Origin of the sequence: Microbacterium sp. 1154 (assembly GCF_031455375.1) — a bacterium.
GTDB lineage: Bacteria > Actinomycetota > Actinomycetes > Actinomycetales > Microbacteriaceae > Microbacterium.
In genome coordinates this window covers 21613-43397 of the sequence record NZ_JAVDSN010000002.1, presented here as the reverse complement: position 1 = coordinate 43397, position 21785 = coordinate 21613, and the positions used below count along the sequence as shown (strand labels likewise).

Annotated in this window: 22 protein-coding genes; 18 read left to right on the top strand and 4 right to left on the bottom strand. The window is 70.0% G+C overall.

The window, feature by feature from the left end; all coding sequences use genetic code 11:
• Positions 1 to 81: 81 nt before the first annotated feature.
• From J2X55_RS09385 to holA, 3 genes are read left to right on the top strand one after another with little or no spacing between them, the layout of a single operon-like run.
• The gene (locus J2X55_RS09385; protein ID WP_309823558.1) at positions 82 to 666 is read left to right on the top strand and encodes a helix-hairpin-helix domain-containing protein; all 585 of its coding nucleotides are present in this window, start codon (positions 82 to 84) and stop codon (positions 664 to 666) included.
• Positions 663 to 3017: a ComEC/Rec2 family competence protein gene (locus tag J2X55_RS09380; protein WP_309823065.1), complete on the top strand. Its 2355-nt coding sequence runs from the start codon at positions 663 to 665 to the stop codon at positions 3015 to 3017. Before J2X55_RS09385 ends, J2X55_RS09380 begins: the two co-directional genes overlap by 4 nt.
• A 9-nt stretch (positions 3018 to 3026) precedes the next feature.
• Positions 3027 to 4064: a DNA polymerase III subunit delta gene (holA, locus tag J2X55_RS09375; protein WP_210112713.1), complete on the top strand. Its 1038-nt coding sequence runs from the start codon at positions 3027 to 3029 to the stop codon at positions 4062 to 4064.
• Between the two features lie 50 nt (positions 4065 to 4114).
• Here the strand turns inward: holA and J2X55_RS09370 are convergent, their stop codons facing one another.
• Positions 4115 to 4894: an alpha/beta fold hydrolase gene (locus tag J2X55_RS09370; protein ID WP_309823063.1), complete on the bottom strand. Its 780-nt coding sequence runs from the start codon at positions 4892 to 4894 to the stop codon at positions 4115 to 4117.
• On the bottom strand, positions 4894 to 5421 hold the full coding sequence (locus J2X55_RS09365) for a phenolic acid decarboxylase (protein ID WP_309823062.1): 528 nt from the start codon (positions 5419 to 5421) through the stop codon (positions 4894 to 4896). Before J2X55_RS09365 ends, J2X55_RS09370 begins: the two co-directional genes overlap by 1 nt.
• 61 nt (positions 5422 to 5482) lie before the next feature.
• Between J2X55_RS09365 and J2X55_RS09360 the strand changes: the two genes are divergently transcribed.
• Entirely contained in the window at positions 5483 to 5932 is a 450-nt protein-coding gene (locus tag J2X55_RS09360) for a MarR family winged helix-turn-helix transcriptional regulator (RefSeq protein ID WP_115918144.1), read from the top strand.
• A 90-nt stretch (positions 5933 to 6022) separates the two neighbouring features.
• Here J2X55_RS09360 and rpsT read toward each other — a convergent pair whose 3' ends face one another.
• Positions 6023 to 6283 (bottom strand): 30S ribosomal protein S20, encoded by a 261-nt coding sequence (gene rpsT, locus J2X55_RS09355; RefSeq protein WP_056231218.1) that lies wholly within the window; start codon positions 6281 to 6283, stop codon positions 6023 to 6025.
• A gap of 119 nt (positions 6284 to 6402) precedes the next feature.
• Positions 6403 to 7125: an alpha/beta hydrolase gene (locus J2X55_RS09350; RefSeq protein WP_309823061.1), complete on the bottom strand. Its 723-nt coding sequence runs from the start codon at positions 7123 to 7125 to the stop codon at positions 6403 to 6405.
• Positions 7126 to 7211: 86 nt separating this feature from the next.
• Between J2X55_RS09350 and lepA the strand changes: the two genes are divergently transcribed.
• The 14 genes from lepA (at position 7212) to leuA (ending at position 21780) form a co-directional block, all read left to right on the top strand.
• Positions 7212 to 9056: a translation elongation factor 4 gene (gene lepA / locus J2X55_RS09345; protein ID WP_309823060.1), complete on the top strand. Its 1845-nt coding sequence runs from the start codon at positions 7212 to 7214 to the stop codon at positions 9054 to 9056.
• Between the two features lie 25 nt (positions 9057 to 9081).
• Positions 9082 to 9726 (top strand): DUF1990 family protein, encoded by a 645-nt coding sequence (locus J2X55_RS09340; RefSeq protein WP_115918148.1) that lies wholly within the window; start codon positions 9082 to 9084, stop codon positions 9724 to 9726.
• Positions 9726 to 10943, top strand: coding sequence for a radical SAM family heme chaperone HemW (gene hemW, locus J2X55_RS09335; protein ID WP_309823059.1), 1218 nt, complete (start codon positions 9726 to 9728; stop codon positions 10941 to 10943). The genes J2X55_RS09340 and hemW overlap by 1 nt, the downstream gene beginning before the upstream one ends.
• Positions 10944 to 11027: 84 nt before the next feature.
• Positions 11028 to 12068, top strand: coding sequence for a heat-inducible transcriptional repressor HrcA (hrcA, locus tag J2X55_RS09330; protein ID WP_115918152.1), 1041 nt, complete (start codon positions 11028 to 11030; stop codon positions 12066 to 12068).
• Positions 12069 to 12132: 64 nt separating this feature from the next.
• Positions 12133 to 13257: a molecular chaperone DnaJ gene (gene dnaJ / locus J2X55_RS09325; RefSeq protein ID WP_115918154.1), complete on the top strand. Its 1125-nt coding sequence runs from the start codon at positions 12133 to 12135 to the stop codon at positions 13255 to 13257.
• A gap of 1 nt (position 13258) precedes the next feature.
• Entirely contained in the window at positions 13259 to 13993 is a 735-nt protein-coding gene (locus J2X55_RS09320; protein ID WP_309823058.1) for a 16S rRNA (uracil(1498)-N(3))-methyltransferase, read from the top strand.
• Between the two features lie 193 nt (positions 13994 to 14186).
• A complete protein-coding gene (locus J2X55_RS09315) occupies positions 14187 to 14534 on the top strand; it encodes an HIT domain-containing protein (protein ID WP_115918158.1) in 348 nt (115 codons plus the stop codon).
• A gap of 49 nt (positions 14535 to 14583) precedes the next feature.
• Positions 14584 to 15606, top strand: coding sequence for a PhoH family protein (locus J2X55_RS09310; RefSeq protein ID WP_309823557.1), 1023 nt, complete (start codon positions 14584 to 14586; stop codon positions 15604 to 15606).
• Entirely contained in the window at positions 15603 to 16070 is a 468-nt protein-coding gene (ybeY, locus tag J2X55_RS09305; RefSeq protein WP_210112725.1) for an rRNA maturation RNase YbeY, read from the top strand. Before J2X55_RS09310 ends, ybeY begins: the two co-directional genes overlap by 4 nt.
• The gene (locus tag J2X55_RS09300; protein WP_309823057.1) at positions 16067 to 17377 is read left to right on the top strand and encodes a hemolysin family protein; all 1311 of its coding nucleotides are present in this window, start codon (positions 16067 to 16069) and stop codon (positions 17375 to 17377) included. Before ybeY ends, J2X55_RS09300 begins: the two co-directional genes overlap by 4 nt.
• Positions 17374 to 18267 carry a GTPase Era gene (gene era / locus J2X55_RS09295; protein ID WP_309823056.1) on the top strand — a complete coding sequence of 298 codons (894 nt, stop codon included), beginning with the start codon at positions 17374 to 17376 and terminating at the stop codon, positions 18265 to 18267. Before J2X55_RS09300 ends, era begins: the two co-directional genes overlap by 4 nt.
• Positions 18268 to 18337: 70 nt before the next feature.
• Positions 18338 to 19285 (top strand): NADP-dependent oxidoreductase, encoded by a 948-nt coding sequence (locus J2X55_RS09290; RefSeq protein ID WP_309823055.1) that lies wholly within the window; start codon positions 18338 to 18340, stop codon positions 19283 to 19285.
• A complete protein-coding gene (locus J2X55_RS09285) occupies positions 19282 to 19881 on the top strand; it encodes a GNAT family protein (RefSeq protein WP_309823054.1) in 600 nt (199 codons plus the stop codon). The genes J2X55_RS09290 and J2X55_RS09285 overlap by 4 nt, the downstream gene beginning before the upstream one ends.
• A gap of 138 nt (positions 19882 to 20019) precedes the next feature.
• The gene (leuA, locus tag J2X55_RS09280; protein WP_115918170.1) at positions 20020 to 21780 is read left to right on the top strand and encodes a 2-isopropylmalate synthase; all 1761 of its coding nucleotides are present in this window, start codon (positions 20020 to 20022) and stop codon (positions 21778 to 21780) included.
• The last annotated feature ends 5 nt before the right edge of the window (positions 21781 to 21785 follow it).

Below are 21785 nucleotides of genomic sequence, written 5' to 3'. Positions count from 1 at the left end.
GCGCCGCCGCGCGCGTCGGACGGAACGGAGCGGGGATCAGGCCCCGCGGAGCAGCGAACCGCACGTCCGGCGAACGGCGCAATGCCCCCTCGGGCCCGCCTCGGAATCGGTGCCGTGATCGTCCTGGTCCTCCTCGCGTTCGCGGTGACGATCGGCATCGGAATGCTGCGGGGCGCGACGGGTGCCCAGATCGTCGAACCCACGGCATCCTCTTCGTCATCGCCCGTGGGCGTGCCCGCCGGGACGGGGCTCTACGTCCACGTGGCGGGCGCGGTCCGCGCGCCTGGGCTGTACCGGTTGGACGCCGGTGACCGGATCGCCGATGCGATCGCTCGGGCCGGAGGCTTCGCCGACGATGCGCAGCGCGACGCGGTGAACTTGGCGCGTCCCGTGGCAGACGGCGAGCAGATCGTCGTTCCCGTCATCGGTGCGGAAGCCGCCGCACCCGCCCCCGGTACGGGCGGCGGTGCGAGCGGGCCCCTGGACCTCAACACCGCGACACGTGAACAACTCGACGAGCTGCCGAGGGTCGGGCCGGCGATGGCCGACCGCATCCTCGAGTGGCGCAAGACGAACGGGCGTTTCACGAGCGTCGACGATCTGCTGTCGGTGCCGGGCATCGGCGAGAAGATGCTCGCCGGACTTCGAGACCTGGTGCGCGTGTGACGGGTAGACCTGGTGCCCGCCGCCGTTCCCTGCGCGCTGTCTCCGTCGCCGCCGCGACCTGGGCCGCCGCGGGCGGCGCGACGGTCATCCCGGATGCCACCGTCTTGACGGCCGTCCTCACCGTCGCTGCCTGCGCAGTAACCGCTCTCTACGCGTGGCGACGCGCCGCGGTCCTGGCCGTCGTCGCCGTCGCGCTCGGTTGTTCGGCCGCGACGGCGGGGGCCGTGGCCTCCGTGAGTCCGGCCCGAGCGCAGATCGCCGCCCTCGAAACCGACGGGGGACGACACCTCGAGCTCGAGCTCGTCGTCACCGGACGTATCGACGGCTCGCCCGACGGCGGCGCCTGGTTCGACGCGGTCGCCACGAGCGTTCGAGCGGGCACGCTCGCCGTGACGGGCACGATCCCCGCTCGCGTTCTCGTCGATCCGGAGGGCCGGTCCGCGCTGGGCGACGCGAGCATGGGCAGCGAGGTCGGGCTGACCGGACGGGCCGTGCCCTCCGACCCGGCCGAGCGAGCCGCGCTCGTCGTACGGGCGAGTTCGATCGAGTACGCCGCGGCCCCGGGCGGGGTGTGGGCGTTCTTCGAGGGGCTCCGCGACGGTCTCGTGGTCTCGACCCGCGGCCTCCCACAGCCGGGCGCGGGTCTCGTCCCCGGCCTCGCCGTGGGCGACACGTCCAGCCTCGACCCCGCCACCGAGGCCGCGATGAACGCCTCGTCGCTGTCGCACCTCACCGCGGTCTCGGGCGCGAACTGCGCGATCGTCGTCGGTGCGGCGTTCGCCGTGCTGGCTCTGTGCGGAGCGTCCCGCGCCGGACGGGTCGTGGGGGCGATGCTCGTCCTGACGGCGTTCGTGGCCCTCGTGACTCCCGAGCCCAGCGTCGTCCGCGCGGCCGCCATGGCCACGGTGGCGATGATCGCCCTCGCACTCGGGCGCCCGGCGATCGGTGTCGCGGTGCTGTCGCTCGCGGTGACGGTTCTTCTCGTGATCGACCCGTGGCTCTCCCGATCCCTCGGCTTCGCTCTCTCGGCCGCCGCCACGGGGGCTCTCCTGGTGCTCGCCCGGCCGCTGGCCACCGGCCTGGAACGATGGATGCCACGCGCGCTCGCCCTGGGCCTGGCGGTGCCCACCTCGGCCCAACTCGCCTGCGGGCCGCTCATCGTGCTGATCGATCCGCACGTGCCCCTGCTGGGCGTCGCGGCCAACCTCGTCGCCGACCCGGCCGCCGCCCCGGCGACGATCGCGGGGGCCCTGGCCTGTGTCGCCCCGTTCCCCTGGCTGCGAGACGGACTGACCGCCCTCGCCTGGGTGCCGGCTGCCTGGATCGCCGCCGTGGCGCACACGACCGCGGCGGTGGCGGCGCAGAACCTGCCGTGGCCCGACGGGCTGTTCGGGGCGACGCTGCTGGCTGCGGTCGGAGCCGCCATCAGCCTCGCCGTCATCCGGCCCCGAAGGCTGCCGCGTATGACCGCTCTGGCCTCCGCCGCCGTCGCCGTCGTTCTCGGCCTCGTGCTCGGGCAGACGGCCGTGCGCACGGTGGCAGGGCCGCTCACGGTTCCTGCCGCGTGGCAGGTGGCCATGTGCGACGTGGGCCAGGGCGATGCGACGCTGTGGCGATCGGGGCACGCCGTGGCTCTCGTCGATACCGGACCCGAGCCGGAGGCTCTGACCCACTGCCTGCAGACGTTCGGGGTGGAGCGCCTGGCCGTTGTCGTCCTCACGCACTTCGATCTCGACCACGTGGGCGGATCGTCGGCGATCGTGGGCCGGGTGGACCTCCTCGTCCACGGGCCGCCCGACGAGGCGAACGACGAGCGGCTCCTCGACCGGTTCGCGGCCGCAGGAGCCCGCCTCCAGCTCGCGACGATCGGGATGACGGGAGCCGTCGGCACCACGCGATGGCAGGCGCTCGGCCCGCTGCCGAACGTCGAACCCGGCAACGACGCCTCGGTCGCCCTCGACGTCGTCGGAGCGGATTTCCCGCGCACCGTGCTCCTGGGCGACCTCGGTGAGCAGGCGCAGTCCGCCCTCCGCCGGCGCATCGACGTCCCCCGCGTGCAGATCGTGAAGGTCTCGCACCACGGCAGCGCCGATCAGGATGCCGCGCTCTACCGCGCTCTGCACCCCACGATCGGGCTCATCGGCGTCGGTGCCGACAACGACTACGGTCATCCGACCGCGAAACTCCTCGGCATCCTGTCTGCCCTCGGAACGACCGCGGCACGTACCGATCGCGGCGGCGCACTCGCGGTCTGGATCGACGACGACGGGCGGTTGACGCTGTGGCGCGAGCGAGCGGAAGCGGAGGTCGACAGCTCCACACCGACCGGCGATGTCGGAACCGATCGGTAGGCTGGGGGAGTGACCCCGGCTCCCCGACGCTCCGCCCCCGCGAAGGCGAAGTCGGCCATCCCGCAGGTGTCATGGCGGTCCCCCCAGCCCGCACCCCTCGTCCTGGTCTCGGGCCCCGAAGAGGTCTGCGCCGAACGCGCGATCGCGGGCATCCGATCGATGTTGAAGAGCGAAGACCCCAGCCTCGAGGTCACCGACATCCGCGCCGACGACTACGCCGCCGGAACCCTGCTCAGCGTCACGTCGCCCTCCCTGTTCGGCGAGCCGCGCCTCGTCCGAGTCAGCGGCGTCGAGAAGTGCAGCGACACGTTCCTCACCGAGGCGGTGTCGTACCTCGCCCACCCCCAGGACGGCGCCACGGTGGTCTTGCGGCACACCGGCGCGAGCGTTCGCGGCAAGAAGCTGCTCGACGGCATCCGCGCGGGTCAGGGCAACGGCATCGAGATCGCGTGCCCCGCGGTCAAGCGCGACTCCGACCGCTTCGACTTCGCCGTCGGCGAGTTCAAGGCTGCGCACAAGCGCATCGCCCCGGTCGCTCTGCGCTCTCTCGTCTCGGCGTTCGCCGACGATCTCACCGAGCTCGCCGCCGCCTGCCAGCAGCTCATCTCCGACGTCCCTGGTGACATCGACGAACGCACCGTCGAGCGCTACTACGGGGGACGCGTCGAGACCTCGGCCTTCACCGTCGCCGACACCGCCATCGCCGGGCAGTACGGGCCCGCGCTCCTCGCGCTGCGGCACGCGCTGGCATCCGGAGCCGACCCCGTGCCCCTCGTCGCCGCCGTCGCCATGAAGCTGCGCACCATGGCCCGTGTCGCGGGAACCCGGGAGTCGTCGTCGATGCTCGCTCAGCGCCTCGGCATGAAGGACTGGCAGGTCGACCGCGCCCGCCGCGACCTCGTCGGGTGGACCGGCAACACGCTGGGCATGGCGATCCACGCCACCGCACGCGCCGACGCCGAGGTCAAGGGCGCATCGCGAGACCCCGTCTTCGCTCTCGAGCGCATGATCACGATCATCGCGACACGGGCGCCCTACGGCGGCTAGCCGGCCGGCCGCCGTAGGGCGTCGCATGCGACGCGAGGCAGAGCCCGGGCTCAGGCCGAGAAGCCCACTCGCGCGTCGAGGATGTCGAGCAGGCGTCGACGCCACGGGGTCGACGACCAGCCGTGGTCCGCGCCGTCGACGACGGTGAGCGACGCCCCCGGCAACAGTTCTGCGTACCGAGTGCCGTACTCCACCGGCACGATCGTGTCCTGCGTTCCGTGCACGACGTCGGCTGGACCGGTGTAGGTCGTAACAGGCCCATAGACGTCGAGGCCCGCGGTCACCTCGTCGATGAACGCCATGCCCAGCGGCATCCCCCCGAAGTCGAACCAGCCCTGCGAGCGGGCCGGTGCGAGGGGCTGCCCCTGGATGGCGTCGTGCACCGTGATGTCGTCGACGACGACGCCCGCCGGTGACCACAGCGTCAGCGTGCGAACGAGCTCGGGCACGCGAGCCGAGGCGAGCGCGGACTCCACCGCGCCAAGGCTGTGCGCCACGACATGGACGGGCCCCTCGACGGCGAAGGCACGGATCATGCCCACCACCTGGTCGACCTCGTCACCGATCGTGATGTCGGCGAACTCGCCGTCGCTCATCCCCTGGCCGAGCCGGCTGTAGCTGCGAACGACGGCGCCGCGATCCACGAGGTGACGCGCCGTCTGGACGAACAGCTGATGCCCGCCCGTCGCGTCGGCACTGAAGCCGTGGACCAGGAGCACCCGCGGGGCGTCGGCCGCGGCGACACGGCCCGCCGGTTCCCACTGCCACCCGCGCAGGGTGCGATCGCCGTGCGAAAGGGTGAGGGGAGCGATTCGCGGGTCGGCGGCCATCAGTTCGTCCGCTCCGACCAGCCGGCGGGCAGGTCGCCGGGGGCGGTGTCGATCACGGTCTCGTCGTTCTCGCCGACGTGCTCGAAGAGCGTGATGTGGGCGAACTCCGGAACGACGTAGATCGGGTAGGTGGGGCCCTCGTCGCGGTAGCGGTGCATGTCGTCGAGGTGGTCGTTCTGGAACAGCACGGTCTTGTGCCCGTCCAGTTCGATCCAGCGCGGGAAGAAGATGGTGCCGTGCAGCACACGCGCTGTGGGGAGTACGTTCACGACCACGCTCGTGCCCGTCGGCTCGTTCCACGAGACCTTGTAGACGTCCGGCGCGAGAGCGACGAGGTCCACGGTCTGATCCTTCACCCAGCGGCCGCCGACGTGACCGCTATGGATGCGGTAGTCGATCGTGGTGGCGTTCTTGACGTACATCTCGTACTGCCAGCCGTTGGCGTAGGTGTAGATGAAGCGGTGGCCGACGATGCCGGACAGGTCCTGGGGCGGCTCGGGGTGGGCGACGGTGGTGATGATGTCCATGGACTGAGTTTGTGACCAAACTAGTTCGGTGTCAAACGCATTTCTCGCCTAGACTTCGACGATGGACGATGGCATCATCCCCACCGCCGGCCTCCTCGCGCACCAGCTCGGGCCGCTGCGCCGCGCCGTCCTCCGGGCGTCCCGATCGGCCGCCGACCTGCCGGACATCCCGGAAGCGCAGATCGAGGTGATGCGCTCCCTGGCGACGACGGGGGAGAGCGCACCGTCCGACCTCGCCGACACGCTCGGCCTCGCCCGGTCCACCATCAGCAACCTGCTCTCGCAGATGGAGAGAGCGGAGCTCATCGAACGGCACCTGGTCGCCGGCGACGGACGACGCACCCGGGTCGGACTCACGCCGCTCGCCGAAACGCGCCTGCGTGCCTTCGACGAGTCCGCCGCTCACATCCTCGCCGCGGCTCTGCGAGACCTGTCCGCGAACGATGTCGCCGCGATCGCCACCGCGCTGCCCGCCCTCGACCGGCTGCAGCACCGCATCGTCGGCGGCTGAAGGAGCCCACGCGGGGAGGCGCGGTCGTCGGGGGCGCAACGCAAAGGCCCGCCCCGTGGAACACGGGACGGGCCTGAAACGATCTGCGACTCAGAGAGCGGCAACCGACTTCGCGATGGCCGACTTGCGGTTCGCGGCCTGGTTCTGGTGGATGACACCCTTGCTCACGGCCTTGTCGAGCTTCTTGGTCGCGGTGGCGAGCGCCTTGAGGGCAGCTTCCTTGTCACCGGCCACGACGGCCTCCTTGGTGCGACGCACGTGCGTGCGGAGCTCGCTCTTGACGGCCTTGTTGCGCTCGCGCGCCTTCTCGTTGGTCTTGTTGCGCTTGATCTGCGACTTGATGTTCGCCACGTCGACGGTCTTTCGTTTGAGTGAGTATGGGATTGTGCCGGGCGAGCGGTAGAGGGGCGCTGCACCGGCGATCGTGGAGGTCGGGAAAAACCCCACACGCAAGCCAAGGACCGAGTCTATCAGGTGGATGCATCGATCGTGGTGAGCGCCACCTCCAGCAGCGCGTTGAAGACGCGCGGTCGCATCGCCGTGACGAGGTGCGTCGTTCGCGGCACCACGACGAGCTCCGCGTGCCGCGCGACGGTGAGGAAGAGCCTCTCGTTCATCCGCAGCTGGTCCCACTGCCCGTTCACGAACCACAGGGGCACGTCGATGCGGCGGAGGGATGCCAGCAGGTCCAGCGTCGAGAGCGACGCGAGGGCCGTGTCCTGAGCGTCGAACGCGTACCCGCCGGCTCCGAAGTCGGGCCGTGTCTCCGGGGGAAGAGTGCGGTCGAGCACGCGGTTCGTCAGGCCCAGGCCGCGGTCGGGGAGGCTGTCGAAGCGCCGGGTGAAGAAACGGTGGGCGGACAGCCGGATTCCGCGGGGGAGCGAGGTGCACGACGCGGCCACGAACCCCGCCACCGGAGGGCGGTCCTCGCCACCGACGTACTCGATACCGAGCAACCCACCCATGGAATGCCCCACCAGGAGCACGGGCCCGAGCTTCGCGGCATCCTTAACCGCGCCGTCGATCGTCGCGAACGCCTCATCGAGCGAGAACTCCTCACCCCGGCGCGTCCCGTGCCCCGGGAGGTCGACGGCGGTGACGGGCGTACCGCGGTCCCGCAGGTACGCCACCTGCGCGCGCCACATCGTGGCGGACGTGCGGATGCCGTGCACGAGCACGACCTGGACCGCCATGGCATCCAGGGTAGAAGGCTCCGGATGCCGGAACCCTGAGCATCCGGGACGGCGATGTCGGCGCACCACCGTAGAATCGACGGAACATGTCACCGCGCGCCCTGAAGCCCCTCGAGCCGTCTGCCACTCCGCCGGAGCAGATCCGCAACTTCTGCATCATCGCTCACATCGACCACGGCAAGTCGACGTTGGCCGACCGCATGCTGCAGATCACCGGCGTCGTCAGCGACCGCGACATGCGGGCGCAGTACCTCGATCGCATGGACATCGAGCGCGAGCGCGGCATCACGATCAAGTCGCAGGCCGTGCGCATGCCGTGGGCCACGACCGACGGCACCTTCGCCCTCAACATGATCGACACGCCCGGCCACGTCGATTTCACCTACGAGGTCAGCCGTTCTCTCGCCGCCTGCGAGGGAGCGATCCTGCTGGTCGACGCCGCTCAGGGCATCGAGGCGCAGACGCTCGCCAACCTGTACCTCGCGCTCGAGAACGATCTGACCATCATCCCCGTGCTCAACAAGATCGACCTCCCCGCCGCCGATCCCGAGAAGTACGCCGCCGAGCTCGCCGGCCTGATCGGCGGCAGCCCCGACGACGTGCTGCGCGTCAGCGGCAAGACGGGCATGGGCGTCGAGGAGCTCCTCGACCTGATCGTCGAGAAGATCCCCGCTCCGGTCGGCCAGGCTGACGCCCCGGCCCGCGCGATGATCTTCGACTCGGTCTACGACGCCTACCGCGGTGTCGTCACCTATGTCCGCATGATCGACGGCTCGCTCCAGCCGCGCGAGCGCCTGCAGATGATGTCGACCGGCGCGACGCACGAGGCCCTCGAGATCGGCGTGTCCAGCCCCGAGCCGGTCCCCACCAAGGGCCTCGGCGTCGGCGAGGTCGGGTACCTCATCACCGGCGTGAAAGACGTGCGCCAGTCGAAGGTCGGCGACACGATCACCACGCATCGTAAGCCCGCCACCGAAGCACTTGCGGGGTACACCGACCCCAAGCCGATGGTCTTCTCGGGCATCTACCCGATCGACGGCAGCGACTACGCCGAGCTGCGCGAAGCGCTCGACAAGCTCAAGCTCTCCGACGCCTCGCTCCAGTACGAGCCCGAGACCTCGGTCGCTCTCGGCTTCGGCTTCCGCTGCGGCTTCCTGGGGCTGCTGCACCTCGAGATCATCACCGAGCGCCTCTCCCGCGAATTCGGACTCGACCTCATCACGACTGCGCCGTCCGTGACGTACGAGGTCACCACCGATACCGGCGAGACCGTGTCGGTCACGAACCCCAGCGAGTACCCCGATGGGCGCGTGGCCTCGGTCTCGGAGCCGATCGTCAAGGTCGGCATCCTGCTGCCGAAGGACTACGTCGGCACCGTCATGGAGCTCTGCCAGACGCGCCGCGGCACGCTGCTCGGCATGGAGTACCTCAGCGAAGACCGCGTCGAGCTCCGCTACCACATGCCCCTCGGCGAGATAGTGTTCGACTTCTTCGACCACCTCAAGTCGCGCACCCAGGGCTACGCCAGCCTCGACTACGAACCCGCCGGCCAGCAGACCGCCGACCTGGTCAAGGTCGACATCCTGCTGCAGGGCGACAAGGTCGACGCGTTCAGCTCGATCGTGCACCGCGAGAAGGCGTACGCGTACGGCACGCTCATGGCCGAACGGCTGCGCAAGCTCATCCCGCGCCAGCAGTTCGAAGTGCCCATCCAGGCCGCGATCGGCGCGCGCATCATCGCTCGCGAGACGATCCGCGCCATCCGCAAAGACGTTCTGGCCAAGTGCTACGGCGGTGACATCACCCGAAAGCGCAAGCTCCTCGAAAAGCAGAAAGAGGGCAAGAAGCGCATGAAGATGGTGGGCCGCGTCGAGGTTCCGCAGGAGGCGTTCATCGCCGCCCTGTCGGGAGACGTCGAGACCAAGAAGTAACGCACCACACCGAGAGGGGTGAACCATGCGCAGGCAGAACTTCACCGATGACACGGTCGACTACGCGGCTGTCGGCGCCACCCAGGCGCACGATCTCATGCAGTACCCGCCCGAGAACTCCGTGCCCGCCGAAGACGCATGGCGCATCGGCAGCGGAGAAGAGCGCTTCGCCGCGGCCGGCGAGCTGCTGCTGTCGTGGGCGCCGCTGCGGACCGGCGAACTGAGCATCAGCGACGTGCGCCCGGCCTCTGGAGAGGGCTACTCGGGTGTGGGCTTCGACGCCGACGGCGCTCCGGTCGCGCCCAGCAGCCTCGAGGCCGAGCAGCGTTTCGCCGTGGACGGTACTCCGTTCGTCAGCCCGGGCACCGGTGTCCGCCTGCACGGCAAGGTCGATGGTCACCGCGCCGACGCCGAACTCCGCGTGATCTCGGTCTTCGAGGAGCCCCGTCGCGTCGGTTTCATCCTCGGTACGGTGGGCCATTCGATCGTCAGCGGCGAAGAGCTCTTCTCCGTCGAGTGGAGGGACAACGACGAGGTCTGGTTCGTCGTCCGCGCCTTCGACCGGCCGACCGCTCCGACGTACCGACTGTTCACCAGCCGCGTGCGCCGCCGCCGCAAAGCGCTGTTCGCCCGGTACCTCCGCGCGATCTCGCCGCTGTACGCGTCCTGATGGGCGGTCCCCTCCCGCTCGGAGACCCCGCCCCCGTCGACGGGCACCTTCCCGCCGACCTCGACATCGATCCCGCGGCCGACTTCGGCGTGTACCTGCACGTACCGTTCTGCCGGGTGCGCTGCGGCTACTGCGACTTCAACACGTACACCGCCAGCGAGCTGCGCGGCGCTCGCCAGGACGACTTCGCCGACACGCTCACCGCCGAGGTACGCCTGGCTGCGGGAGTGATGGATGCTGCGGGCGGGCGGCGCACGGCATCCACCGTCTTCTTCGGGGGAGGCACACCGACGCTGCTCCCGCCCGGGGACCTCGCGCTGATGCTCGACGCCGTGCGGGACGAGTTCGGGATCGCCGACGGTGCCGAGGTGACGGTCGAAGCCAACCCCGACACCGTCGACGACACCGTGGCGCGCACCCTCGCCGACGCGGGCGTCACCCGCCTGTCCATCGGTATGCAGTCGGCGCGCCCGCACGTGCTGGCCGCCCTCGATCGCACGCACGACCCGCTGAACGTCGCCACCGCCGTCGCCGCGGCCCGCCGGGCGGGTCTCGACGTGTCGGTCGACCTCATCTACGGTGCGCCGGGCGAGTCGCTCGACGACTGGCGCGCCTCCCTCGAGGCGGCCGTCGCGCTCGAGCCCGATCACATCTCGGCGTACGCGCTGATCGTCGAAGACGGCACGAAGCTCGCCCGTCAGATCCGCTCGGGCGTCGTCGCGATGCCCGACGACGATCTGCAGGCCGACATGTACGAACTCGCGGACGGGCTGCTCGGTTCCGCGGGCTTCGATTGGTACGAGGTGTCGAACTGGTCGCGCGGGGTCTCCCACCGCTCGCGACACAACCTCGCCTACTGGCGTGGAACCGACTGGTGGGGTTTCGGGCCGGGCGCACACAGTCATGTCGGCGGGCTGCGCTGGTGGAACGTCAAACACCCCGCCGCCTACGCGCAGCGCCTGGCCGCACGCGAGTCCCCGGCCGCGGCGCGGGAGCGCCCCGACGAGACCGCGCGCCGACTGGAATCGGTGCTGCTGCGCAGTCGCATCCGCGAGGGGCTGGCGGTGTCGGAGATCCTCGGCGAAGGGCGCAAGGCCGTGGCATCCCTCATCGCCGACGGTCTGATCGAGGGCCGGGATGCCGTGCGGGGGCGCATCGTGCTGACCCTGCGCGGACGCCTGCTGGCGGACGCCGTCGTGCGCGCCCTCACGGTCTGATCCGCGAGCCCCCGGCACCCTTTCGGGCCGATCCCGTAGAATTGGCACTCCGCAGATGCGAGTGCCAGACGGGAGGAGCAGCTCATGGTGTCGGAACGAGGCCTGCAGGTGCTTCGCGCGATCGTCCAGGACTACGTCGACACGCGCGAGCCCGTCGGCAGCAAAGCCATCGTCGACCGCCACGCCTTCGGGGTGTCGGCGGCGACCATCCGCAACGACATGGCGCTGCTCGAAGACGAAGAGCTCATCGTCGCGCCGCACACCTCGTCGGGGCGCGTTCCCACCGACAAGGGCTACCGCGTCTTCGTCGACCACCTCGCCGAACTCCGCCCGCTCTCGGGCGCCCAGCGAAGCGCGATCACCTCGTTCCTCGATGAAGCGGGCGATCTCGACGACCTGCTCGCCCGCACCGTCCGCGCGCTCACACAGCTGACCGGGCAGGTCGCGATCGTGCAGTACCCCTCGTTCGCGCGCGCCCACGTGACCCACGTCGAGCTCGTCGCCCTCGGCGGACCGCGCGTTCTCGTCATCCTCGTCACCGACACCGGACGCGTGTCGCAGCGCATCGCTCTCGTTCCCGCCGAACCGGGCGAGACGGACATCGTCCAGCTTCGTGCTCGCGTGGGTGCGGTGCTGGTCGGGCGAAGCGTGGCCGACAGCTCCCACCACGTGCAGACGGTTCTCGCCGACGGCCCGCGACCCGGGGTCGCCCTCGACGCGATTGCCGACGCGGTGCTGCGCATCGTCGGCGAGGAGCTCGAAGGGTTCCGCCAGGACCGAATGGTCATGGCGGGTGCGGCGACCCTCGCCAAGCGGGAATCCGACTTCCGCGGCAGCATCTATCCGCTGCTCGAGGCCATCGAAGAGCAGGTGACGCTTCTGCGTCTCATGAGCGAGATGGTGGCCGACGACAAGGGTTTGTCGGCCAGCATCGGCCGCGAGAACGAGCCGTTCGGTCTCGTCGAGGCCTCCGTGCTCGCGAGCCGGTACGACGGCTCCACCGGCGGGGCCCGGGTGGGCCTGCTCGGCCCCACCCGTATGGACTACTCCTCCAACCTCGCGGCGGTCCGTGCCGTCGCGCACTATCTGACCCGGATGCTCGAAGACGACGACACGTCTCGTTGACGACGAGCACTTCGAGCACCCCCACCCCGAGAACGACCCCGCGTGAGCGGACAGGAAGGCGACTGTGGCTGACCACTACGAGGTCCTGGGCGTCGAACGCGATGCCAGCCCCGAAGACATCAAGAAGGCGTACCGCCGTCTGGCGCGCCAGCTGCACCCCGATGTGAACCCGGGAGAAGACGCCTCCGAGCGCTTCAAGCTCGTCACCCACGCCTACGACGTGCTGAGCGACCCTGAGCAGCGACGTCGCTACGACATGGGCGGCGATCAGAGCCCCTTCGGCGGCGGGGGAGCGGCCGGCTTCGGCGGCTTCAGCGACATCTTCGAGACGTTCTTCGGCGGGGGCGGTCAGGGCGGCGGCGGACGAGGGCCCCGTCCGCGCTCGCGTCGGGAGCGCGGACAGGACGCTCTCGTACGCGTCACTCTCGACCTGGGCGACGTCGTCTTCGGCACCCACCGCGACCTCGAGGTCGACACCGCCGTTCTGTGCGAGACCTGCCAGGGCGCCTGTACGCAGCCCGGCACGAGCGAAGTCACCTGCGACATCTGCCACGGCTCCGGCCACGTGCAGCGCACCGTCCGCAGCCTGCTCGGCAACGTCGTCACCAGCGCCCCCTGCAGCGTGTGCCAGGGCCACGGCACGACCATTCCCTATCCCTGCGGCACGTGCCAGGGTCAGGGCCGCGTGCGCGCGCGCCGCACCGTGTCGGTCGACATCCCGGCCGGCGTCGAGTCGGGCCTGCGCCTGCAGCTCCCCGGTTCGGGCGAGGTCGGACCCGCGGGCGGTCCCAACGGCGACCTCTACCTCGAGATCACCGTCGACGTGCACGAGTCCTTCAGCCGCGAGGGTGACGACCTCGTCGCGACGCTGGAGGTGTCGATGCCGGATGCCATCCTCGGCACGAACACTTCGATCCAGTCCCTCGACGGCAGCGTCGACCTCGAGGTGCGTCCGGGCGTGCAGTCGGGCGACGTCTTGACCATCAAGGGCCGCGGCATCACGCCGCTGCGCGGCAGCCAGCGCGGCGACCTGCGCGTCGGCGTCCACGTGGTGACCCCTACGCGCCTCGACCACAAGGAGCGGGCCCTCATCGAGGAGTTCGCGAAGCGGACGAAGGCCCCGAAGCCCCGTCTGGCCGAGCACCAGCAGGGCATGTTCAGCAAGTTCCGCGACCGCTTCCGGCACTGACGTGGCGCTGCACTTCGTCACGGACGACGCCACCTCCGCGCTACCGGGTGACACCGTCGAGCTGACCGGCACCGAGGCGCACCATGCCTCGGCCGTCCGGCGTGTGCGCGTCGACGAGGCGGTGACGCTGGGCGACGGTCGCGGGGTGTGGTTGACGGGTCTCGTGACCGCGGCGACCCCGAGGCAGGTCGATGTGCGCATCACCGCGCGCGACGAGCATCCCGCGCCCTCGCCGCGGTTCGTGCTCGTGCAGGCCCTCGCCAAGGGGGACCGCGACGAGCTCGCCGTCCAGGCCGCCACCGAACTCGGCGTCGACGCGATCGTGCCCTGGCAGGCGTCGCGGAGCGTCTCGCGCTGGGACGCCAAGGCCGAGAAGGGTCTCGCGCGCTGGCGCACGATCGTCCGCGAAGCGGCGAAGCAAGCCCACCGCGCGTGGATCCCCGAGGTGGAGCAGGTCGCGCGGATCGCCGACCTCGTCGGCCTCTCGGGTAGCGCGCGGGTTCTGGTGCTGGAGCCCTCGGCATCCGCTCGCCTCACCGAGGTGGCCGCCGAGGCGTCGGACGGACGCGATGTGGTGCTCGTGGTCGGCCCCGAGGGCGGGATCGCACCCGACGAGCTGTCGGCGCTCGAGGGCGCCGGCGCGCGGCTCGTCCGCCTCGGCGACACCGTGCTTCGGACCTCCACCGCGGGGGCCGCGGCGATCTCGGTGCTGTCGGCGGCGCATGGTCGTTGGTGACCCGCCCGCGCGTGTCGTCCGCGAGGTCGGCGCAGGTCACCTGCGGCGTTCGGGGCGGATCCCGTCGCGTGGGGCGCGCTTCTCCCGCCCCCTGCGACGGAATGCCCGCCGAACCGGGTCGGCGTGTCACGCTCCGTGCAGCGCGCGGATCCGCCCAGCCCCGGTGTCGGAGGCCGTCACTAGACTGGATGCCATGAGCGAACCGTCGATCTTCACGCGCATCCTGCAGGGCGAGATCCCCGCCGAGATCGTCGCCGAGACCGAGAACGCCTTCGCGATCCGCGACATCGCACCCCAGGCGCCGGTGCATCTGCTCGTCATCCCCAAGACGCAGCAGTACCGCAACGTCGTCGAGCTGGCCGCGGGCGACCCCGACCTGCTGACCGAGGTCATCGGACTGGCGAATACGGTCGCCGCCGAGCACGCAGACGGCGACTTCCGCCTCATCTTCAACACCGGCGAGGGTGCCGGTCAGACCGTCTTCCATGTGCACGCCCACGTCCTCGCGGGCGGCCTGAACGAAAAGAGCTTGGGTGGCTGATTCCGCCGAAGAAACCGTCTCCGACCACATCCAGGTCGACGGCGTGGCCATGGTGCAGCTTCTCGGCCCGCAGGACCGCCTGCTGCGGGTCGTCGAGAAGGAGCACCCCGATGTCGACGTGCACGTGCGCGGCAACGAGATCACCCTCTCGGGCACACCCGATGCGGTTCGCGCGGCCCGAGGTCTCGTCGACGAGCTGCTCAGCATGACCCGCTCGGGCCACGGTCTCGATCCGTCCGACGTGTCGAGCTCGAACCGGATGCTCTCCGACGGGGGCCCGCGCCCCTCCGAGGTCATGGGCGAGGCGATCCTCTCGTCGCGCGGCAAGACCATCCGGCCCAAGACCGCCGGTCAGAAAGAGTACGTCGACGCGATCGACGAGAACACGATCGTCTTCGGCATCGGGCCAGCCGGTACGGGCAAGACCTACCTCGCCATGGCCAAGGCCGTGCAAGCGCTTCAGCGCAAAGAGGTCAACCGCATCATCCTGACGCGGCCGGCCGTCGAGGCGGGGGAGCGGCTCGGATTCCTCCCGGGCACCCTCACCGACAAGATCGACCCCTACCTGCGCCCGCTCTACGACGCGCTCAACGAGATGATGGACCCCGACATCGTCCCGAAGCTGATGGCGACGGGCACGATCGAGGTCGCGCCCCTGGCGTACATGCGCGGTCGTACGCTCAACGACTCCTTCGTCGTGCTCGACGAGGCGCAGAACACCACGCCCGAGCAGATGAAGATGTTCCTCACGCGCCTCGGCTTCGGGACGCGCATGGTCGTGACCGGTGACATCACGCAGGTCGACCTCCCGCAGGGCGCTTCGGGTCTGCGGCTCGTCACGCGCGTGCTCGACGACATCGACGACATCCACTTCTCCCGCCTCACCAGCGACGACGTCGTGCGCCACAACCTCGTGGGCCGCATCGTCGACGCGTACAGCGAGTACGACGAGAAGCGCCTCGCCGCTCGTCGCGAGCGTGACGAGGCATCCGAATTCGCCACCCGTGCGGAGCGACGCGGCCCGAGCGCCGCCGGTCCCCGCGATCACCTCCCGAGACGAAACCGCTCATGACCATCGAGATCAACAACGAGTCCGACCACGAGATCGACGAGCAGGTCTTGCTGCGTCTCATGGAGTACAACCTGGCCGAGCTGCACGTCAGCGCCGACGCCGACGTGGCCATCGTGCTCGTCGACGAGGGCGCGATGGAATCCCTGCACGTGCAGTGGATGGACGAGCCGGGGCCCACCGATGTGCTCAGCTTCCCGATGGACGAACTGCGCCCCGGCTCCGAGGACGCCCCCACCCCCGCGGGTCTGCTCGGCGACATCGTGCTGTGCCCGGCGGTGGCCGAGACCCAGGCCGTCGCCGCGAAGCATTCCACGCAGGACGAGCTGATCCTCCTCACGACCCACGGGCTGCTCCACCTGCTCGGCTTCGACCACGCCGAACCCGACGAGGAGCGCGAGATGTTCGGTCTGCAGCGCGAGCTGATCGCCGGCTTCCAGGCCGTCGAGCGCCAGCGCCGCGCATGACCGAGGCCCTCCTCCTCGTCTCCGCCTTCCTGCTCGTCGCCTTCGGCGGCCTGATGGCGGCGTTCGAGGCGGCCCTGGGCGTGACCTCTCGCATCGACCTGATCGAACTCGGGTCGGGCGGTCGCAACGCGCGGTCCCTGCGTCGCATCGCCGACGACACGAACGCCCACGTCACGGCCGTCTCGTTCATCCGCGTCCTCGCAGAGACCACGGCGGCGGTGCTGGTTGCAGCCGCGTTCATGCTGATCTTCGACAACATCCCGCTCGCCGTGCTCGCGGCGGCCGTTCTGATGACGGGCATGTCGTTCGTCGCCGTCGGCGCCAGCCCACGCTCGGTCGGTCGGCAGCACGCCCGCGGCCTCCTCCGCGGGGGAGCGCCGATCATCCGCGGCATGCGCATCCTGCTCGGGCCCCTCGCCCACGGACTCGTCGCGGTGGGCAACAGGGTGACGCCCGGTGTCGCCCACTCGACCTCGTTCGCCTCCGAAGAGCAGCTGCTCAGCATCATCGACGAGGCGGCCGAGAACGAGCTCATCGAAGAGGACGACCGCGAGCTCATCCACTCCGTCTTCGACTTCACCGATCGGTACGTGCGCGAGGTCATGGTTCCCCGCACGGACATGGTGAGTGTGGATGCCGCGGCCACCTCCCGCGAGGCGCTCGCTCTGTTCCTCGAGAAGGGCGTCTCGCGCATCCCCCTCGCCGACGACGAAGCCGACGACATCGTGGGGGTGCTGTACCTGAAAGACCTCGTCCAGTTCGGCTTCCGCGACGAGGCCGGCTGGCGCGACGCGCCGATCCGCCGGATCGCTCGACCGGCGGTCTTCGTGCCCGAGTCGATGAAGGCCGAGACCCTGCTGCAGCAGATGAAGAAGGACGCCGTTCACGTCTGCCTCGTCGTCGACGAGTACGGCGGGGTCGCGGGGCTCGTCACCCTGGAAGACCTGATCGAAGAGCTCGTGGGCGAGATCGCCGACGAATACGACGCGCCCTCCACCGAGATCGTGGAGCTCGGCGACGGCCGGTACCGCGTCAATGCGCGCCTCGGCCTCGACGAGGTCGGCGACCTGTTCGGCCTCGAACTCGACGACGAAGACGTCGATTCGGTCGGCGGCCTGCTGGGCAAGGCTCTGGGCCGCATCCCGCAGCCCGGTGCGACAGCCGAGCACTCCGGTCTCGTCATGACCGGCGGCGCCTCGCGCGGGCGCAACCGCGGCATCGCGACGGTGATCGTGGAACGGGCTGAGACGATGGACGACGAAGACGCCGAGGCAGAGGTCTCGCAGCGTGAGAGGAACGACAGATGACCGACACCCGATCCGGCTTCGTGACCTTCGTGGGCCGGCCGAACGTCGGCAAGTCCACGCTGACCAACGCCCTCGTGGGCGAGAAGGTCGCCATCACGAGCGACAAGCCGCAGACCACTCGCCGTGCCATCCGCGGCATCGTCAACCGCCCCGGCGGTCAGCTGGTGGTCGTCGACACCCCCGGCATCCACCGCCCGCGCACTCTGCTCGGCCAGCGCCTGAACGACCTCGTCGAGCAGGTGCTCGGCGACGTCGACGTGATCGCGTTCTGCGCACCCGCCACCGAGAAGGTCGGCCCCGGCGACCGCCGTATCGCCGAGTCGCTCTCGGGCTATCCGCGCGCCAAGAAGGTGGCTCTCGTCACCAAGACCGATGCCGCGACGCGCGACCAGATCACCGAACGTCTCATCGAGGTCGACGCGCTGCGAGAGGACTGGGCGGCGGTGATTCCGCTCTCCGCCGTCACGAACGATCAGCTCGACGTGCTGAGCGACGAGCTGCTCGCCCTCATGCCGGTCGGTCCCGCGTTGTACGAAGACGACGTCGTCACCGACGAGGCCCTCGAGGACCGCATCGCCGAGATCATCCGCGAAGCAGCCCTCCACGGTGTTCGCGACGAGTTGCCGCACTCGATCGCCGTGACCGTGGACGACGTCGCTCCGCGCGAGGACAGCGACCTCACCGACGTGTGGGCGAACATCGTCGTCGAGCGCGACAGCCAGAAGGCGATCATCATCGGCAAGAAGGGGTCGCGCCTCGCGGATGTCGGTGCACGCGCCCGCGCCGGCATCGAGCCGCTCGTCGGCGGCCGCGTCTATCTGTCCCTGCACGTGCGCGTGGCCAAGGAGTGGCAGCGCGACCCGAAGCAGCTCGGTCGCCTCGGCTTCTGACCGGCTCCTCGGATCCCTCGCGCGCCGGGTCCGCACCCGGCGGCGAACACCCGCAACGAAAGGCGTGACCATGGCGAAGAGGTGGACGGCCCCGGCTCCGGGCCCGATCGACTCGTGGACCTTCGACGACATCGAGGTCGCACCTCCCGGCCCGGGCGAAGTGACCGTCCGCGTGCGCGCGGCGGGCATCAACCCCGCGGACGCGAAGCACGTCGCCACCGCACGTCCCGGCACCGAGTTCCCCGTGCCGATCGGCTACGAGCTGTCGGGCGAGGTGACCGCCGTCGGCCCCGACACTCTCGGCGGGTCGGGCGAACTGCGCATCGGTGACGAGGTCGTCGCGTTCCGCGTGCAGGGCGCCTATGCGACCGAGCTGACGGTTCCCGCCCGCGACGTCTTCGCCAAGCCCGCGAACCTCTCGCACCCCGAAGCCGCGAACCTCCTGCTCGCCGGCACCACGGCCGCCGAGATGATTCAGGTCACCCGCGTCACCGAGGGTGACACCGTCCTGCTGCATGCCGCCTCCGGCGCGGTGGGCGTGAGCCTGCTCCAGCAGGCGCGCGAGCTTGGCGTGCGCGTCATCGGAACGGTGGGCCCGGATGCCGATGACTCGGCCGACCGCGTCCGTCGCTACGGCGGCATCCCGGTGGCCTACGGCGACGGTCTGCGCGAGCGGGTCGAGGCGGCCGCGGAGGGCGCCCGCATCGCTGCCGCGTGGGATGCCGTCGGCACGGACGAGGCATTCGATGTCTCTCTCGCCCTCGTCTCCGAACGCGACCGCATCGTCACGATCGTCGACCCCGAGCGGGCGAAGAGAGACGGCGTGCTGTGGATCGCCGGTTCGAGACCCGAGAGCGCCCGCTTCCGCGATATCGCCCGTGCCCGGGTGCTGGAGTTGGCGGCATCCGGCGTTCTCGAGGTGCCCGTCGCGCGCACCTACCCGCTTGCTCAGGCGATCGAGGCCGTGCGCTTCGTCATGGACGGGCACCCGGGCGGCAAGGTCGCGCTGCTCCCGTGAGCGACTCGCCTTTCGTCCTTCCTGCCGCGCCCGACACTCTCGACGTGGTCCGCGAGCGGGTGCGGCTGCGCCCCTTCGAGGAGCGCGATCTCGAGGCCATGGCCGCGTACCGCGGCGATCCCGAGGTGTGCCGCTTCCTCCCCTTCGAACCGCAGTCGGCCGACGACATTCGACACCGCAACGGTCATCTGATGGGCGGCACGAGTCTCGAGGGGGAGCGCGGCGGCGTGATGCTCGTGATCGAGCGAGCCGACGACGGCGCGGTGATCGGCGACCTGGTGCTGTTTCACCTCGACGCCGCGGCGGGCTCCGCCGAGATCGGGTGGGTCGTGAGCCCCGCGGCCTCCGGTCGTGGGCTCGCCACCGAGGCGGTGCGCGCGCTGATCGACACGGCGTTCGAGGTCTACGGCCTCCGCCGTCTCGTCGCCCAGATCGACGCCGACAACGTGCGGTCCGCGGCCCTCGCGGAGCGCCTCGGCATGCGCCTCGAGGCGCACTTCGTCGAGAACGAGTGGTTCAAGGGGCGGTGGAGCGACCTGCTCGTGTACGGCGTCCTCGACCGCGAGTGGCGGCCCACGCAGACGAGCGGGTCGTGAGGGACTGCTACGATCGCTCCATGCGCTTCGGTGGCCAGCTTCTTCTTAGTTGCCGCGACGAGTCCTCGATCTAAGGGCCTTCCTCGTCGCGGAGATCGTCGTCGGCCCCACCGAACGAATCTAAAGAAGCGACACATCATGAAGAACACCCAGAAGCCCACGTCCGCTCCGGTGCACAAGTACCGTCCCTTCCACGAGCAGATCGCGGTCGACCTGCCCGATCGCACGTGGCCGTCGAAGCGCATCGAGGTCGCGCCCCGCTGGTGCGCCGTCGACCTGCGCGACGGCAATCAGGCGCTGATCGATCCGATGAGCCCCGAGCGCAAGCGGGTCATGTTCGACCTGCTCGTGAAGATGGGCTACAAGGAGATCGAGGTCGGGTTCCCCAGCGCGAGCCAGACCGACTTCGACTTCGTTCGCCAGCTGATCGACGAGAACCTGATCCCCGACGACGTCACGATCCAGGTGCTGACCCAGGCCCGCGAGCACCTCATCGCCCGCACGTACGAAGCGATCGCCGGTGCGAAGCAGGCCATCGTGCACCTGTACAACTCCACGAGCGTCCTGCAGCGCGAGGTCGTGTTCCGCACCGACCAGCAGGGCATCGTCGACATCGCCCTCGAGGGCGCGCGGCTGTGCAAGCAGTACGAGAAGACCATCCCGCAGACCGAGGTCTTCTACGAGTACTCGCCCGAGAGCTACACCGGCACCGAGCTCGAGTTCGCCCTGCGCATCTGCAACGAGGTGCTCGAGATCTTCGAGCCCACGCCCGAGCGCAAGGTCATCCTGAACCTGCCCGCCACGGTCGAGATGGCCACCCCCAACGTCTACGCCGACTCGATCGAGTGGATGTCGCGCCACCTGAACCACCGAGAGAACGTCATCCTGTCGCTGCACCCGCACAACGACCGGGGCACCGCCGTGGCCGCCGCCGAGCTGGGCTACATGGCCGGCGCCGACCGCATCGAGGGGTGCCTGTTCGGCAACGGTGAGCGCACCGGCAACGTCGACCTCGTCGCCCTGGGCATCAACCTGCTGACGCAGGGGATCGACCCGCAGATCGACTTCAGCGACATCGACCAGGTCAAGCGAACGGTCGAGTACTGCAACCAGCTGCCCGTTCCCGAGCGCAGCCCGTGGGCCGGCGATCTCGTCTTCACCGCGTTCAGCGGATCGCATCAGGATGCCATCAAGAAGGGCTTCGAGGCGATGGAAGCCCGCGCGGCCGCCGAGGGCAAGAGCATCGACGACATCGAGTGGGCGGTTCCCTACCTGCCGATCGACCCGAAGGACCTGGGGCGTTCGTACGAAGCCGTCATCCGCGTGAACTCGCAGTCGGGCAAGGGCGGGGTCGCGTACCTGCTGAAGGCCGACCACGCGATCGACCTGCCGCGCAAGCTCCAGATCGAGTTCTCGGGCGTCGTGCAGACCCGCACGGATGCCGAGGGCGGCGAGGTCTCGAGCGGGCAGATCTGGGAGATCTTCACCGATGAGTACCTGCCGTCCGAATCCGACGATCAGCGCTGGGGCCGGTTCGAGCTGCTCTCGACCCGCTCGTCGAGCGACATGTCGGGGGACGTGCACCTCGATGTCACGTTGCGCGACGGCGATGCGAACCACCCGGCCTCCGCAGTGGGCAACGGACCGGTGGCGGCCTTCCTCGAGATCGTGCGCGCCCAGGGCTTCGAGGTGACCCTCTACGACTACGTCGAGCACGCTCTCAGCTCGGGCGGCGACGCGCAGGCGGCCGCGTACGTCGAGCTGCAGGTCGACGACCAGCGTCTGTGGGGCGTCGGTATCGACGGAGACATCTCGACCGCGTCGCTCAAGGCGATCGTGTCGGGCGTGAACCGCGCGATTCGCTCCCGTCAGACCTCCGGCGCCCTGGCCGGCGTCTGAGCCGC

What these genes read in the sequence shown, in the direction of transcription:
- J2X55_RS09385 (WP_309823558.1), top strand. Translation starts at nt 82, where the DNA reads ATGCCCCCTCGGGCCCGCCTCGGAATCGGTGCCGTGATCGTCCTGGTC.
- J2X55_RS09370 (WP_309823063.1), bottom strand. Translation starts at nt 4,894, where the DNA reads ATGGCCGCCGACCCGCGAATCGCTCCCCTCACCCTTTCGCACGGCGAT.
- J2X55_RS09365 (WP_309823062.1), bottom strand. Translation starts at nt 5,421, where the DNA reads ATGGACATCATCACCACCGTCGCCCACCCCGAGCCGCCCCAGGACCTG.
- J2X55_RS09360 (WP_115918144.1), top strand. Translation starts at nt 5,483, where the DNA reads ATGGACGATGGCATCATCCCCACCGCCGGCCTCCTCGCGCACCAGCTC.
- J2X55_RS09350 (WP_309823061.1), bottom strand. Translation starts at nt 7,125, where the DNA reads ATGGCGGTCCAGGTCGTGCTCGTGCACGGCATCCGCACGTCCGCCACG.
- lepA (WP_309823060.1), top strand. Translation starts at nt 7,212, where the DNA reads ATGTCACCGCGCGCCCTGAAGCCCCTCGAGCCGTCTGCCACTCCGCCG.
- J2X55_RS09340 (WP_115918148.1), top strand. Translation starts at nt 9,082, where the DNA reads ATGCGCAGGCAGAACTTCACCGATGACACGGTCGACTACGCGGCTGTC.
- hemW (WP_309823059.1), top strand. Translation starts at nt 9,726, where the DNA reads ATGGGCGGTCCCCTCCCGCTCGGAGACCCCGCCCCCGTCGACGGGCAC.
- hrcA (WP_115918152.1), top strand. Translation starts at nt 11,028, where the DNA reads ATGGTGTCGGAACGAGGCCTGCAGGTGCTTCGCGCGATCGTCCAGGAC.
- J2X55_RS09315 (WP_115918158.1), top strand. Translation starts at nt 14,187, where the DNA reads ATGAGCGAACCGTCGATCTTCACGCGCATCCTGCAGGGCGAGATCCCC.
- J2X55_RS09310 (WP_309823557.1), top strand. Translation starts at nt 14,584, where the DNA reads ATGGTGCAGCTTCTCGGCCCGCAGGACCGCCTGCTGCGGGTCGTCGAG.
- ybeY (WP_210112725.1), top strand. Translation starts at nt 15,603, where the DNA reads ATGACCATCGAGATCAACAACGAGTCCGACCACGAGATCGACGAGCAG.
- J2X55_RS09300 (WP_309823057.1), top strand. Translation starts at nt 16,067, where the DNA reads ATGACCGAGGCCCTCCTCCTCGTCTCCGCCTTCCTGCTCGTCGCCTTC.
- era (WP_309823056.1), top strand. Translation starts at nt 17,374, where the DNA reads ATGACCGACACCCGATCCGGCTTCGTGACCTTCGTGGGCCGGCCGAAC.
- J2X55_RS09290 (WP_309823055.1), top strand. Translation starts at nt 18,338, where the DNA reads ATGGCGAAGAGGTGGACGGCCCCGGCTCCGGGCCCGATCGACTCGTGG.
- leuA (WP_115918170.1), top strand. Translation starts at nt 20,020, where the DNA reads ATGAAGAACACCCAGAAGCCCACGTCCGCTCCGGTGCACAAGTACCGT.